This window comes from uncultured Maribacter sp. (assembly GCF_947500405.1).
Lineage (GTDB): Bacteria > Bacteroidota > Bacteroidia > Flavobacteriales > Flavobacteriaceae > Maribacter_B.
The window spans coordinates 1-1,205 of record NZ_CANMRY010000047.1 but is presented as its reverse complement, the minus strand read 5'-3'; the positions used below and the strand labels follow the sequence as shown (position 1 = coordinate 1,205).

Annotated in this window: 2 protein-coding genes; both read left to right on the top strand. The window is 30.8% G+C overall.

Going from position 1 to position 1,205, the window contains the following annotated elements; all coding sequences use genetic code 11:
• The first annotated feature begins 172 nt into the window (after positions 1-172).
• Entirely contained in the window at positions 173-631 is a 459-nt protein-coding gene (locus tag Q0945_RS15905) for a hypothetical protein (protein WP_299436620.1), read from the top strand.
• Positions 612-1,007, top strand: coding sequence for a hypothetical protein (locus tag Q0945_RS15900; protein WP_299436617.1), 396 nt, complete (start codon positions 612-614; stop codon positions 1,005-1,007). Before Q0945_RS15905 ends, Q0945_RS15900 begins: the two co-directional genes overlap by 20 nt.
• Positions 1,008-1,205 lie beyond the last annotated feature (198 nt).

Genomic DNA, 1,205 nt, shown 5'->3' with positions numbered 1-1,205 from the left:
AACCACAAAAAGTAACAATGGCTATATTTCAAACTGGGCTAAGCGCTTTTTCTATGTAAAATATTAATTTTAAAAATATATCTTTGGCTGACTGGTTAGCGTATAACTTCCCAGTCCGAAATCATAGCCAAGACGTTGTAGCACATTTGAGAAAAAAATCGCATAATGAAATATGATTGAATTTTTAAAAGGAGGAAAAACTCTGAATGGAGTAAAAATGGGAATGAAAATCGAAGAATTATATTCGATTTTGGGAAAGCCTACAAATGTTAGCGGAGAAAAAAATTACGGTTATATACATTACGGAGAATATCGCTATGGATTTACTGATGACATAATTAATGAAATGGCAATAGAATTTAAACTGATTGAAAAGCCATTTGAGTTTCCCAATTTAGAATATAAAAAATATGATATTTCTCTTTTTGAAAATTTTAAAATCAAATCTAAAAGTAAAATTCATAAAATAATCAGCTTTGTCAATCACTTGCAACTGAATTGGAAAGCGCAAAATGGAATTGACAAAGATTCGTTGACAATAAAAATTGAAAACGGACCATATATTGTTTTCAATCTTTATGATGGAACTGTAGATAAAATTACAATTGTAGATGGCCACCAAAACGACTGATTTTCTATTCGGATGTAAAAATCTTTATTCATTAGGAGTTCATCCTTTTGACTTTAGTAAATCTGACTCTGATGAGTACAAAGCAATTATTGAACTTGGAAAAGAAATAATACGAGATATTGGACTTCAAAGTTTCGCTGAATTCATAATCGAATATCAATATCGTGTTGGAATTTGGTCGTCGTTTATAACATTGGAATTTGGAAAACCAGACCAAAATGAAATTCTACAAATTAGTGGAACTAAAACAATATTATCGGCTTGTTTAGAGAAAATTGAACAGAACGAAATTAATGAATTGCCGAGTGATATTGTTGAAAACAAAAATAATTGGATAACAAAAATAAAAACGTGCTACAACAATGGCTATAAGTAATTGCTTGTTCTCGCCTACTTCTGAAAATCCTCGCGGATTTTCAGTTTGGTGTGTACTTGCAAAGTTAAGTGTTAAACCACGCAACTACTCATAGCCGAAGCCGTTGCCCACAATTAAAAACATGAACTTTCCTGAAATAGGTTGACTAAAAATTAATCATTTAATTACAGTCACTTATGAAACCACAAAAAGACCACT

What these genes read in the sequence shown, in the direction of transcription:
- Q0945_RS15905 (WP_299436620.1), top strand. Translation starts at nt 173, where the DNA reads ATGATTGAATTTTTAAAAGGAGGAAAAACTCTGAATGGAGTAAAAATG.
- Q0945_RS15900 (WP_299436617.1), top strand. Translation starts at nt 612, where the DNA reads ATGGCCACCAAAACGACTGATTTTCTATTCGGATGTAAAAATCTTTAT.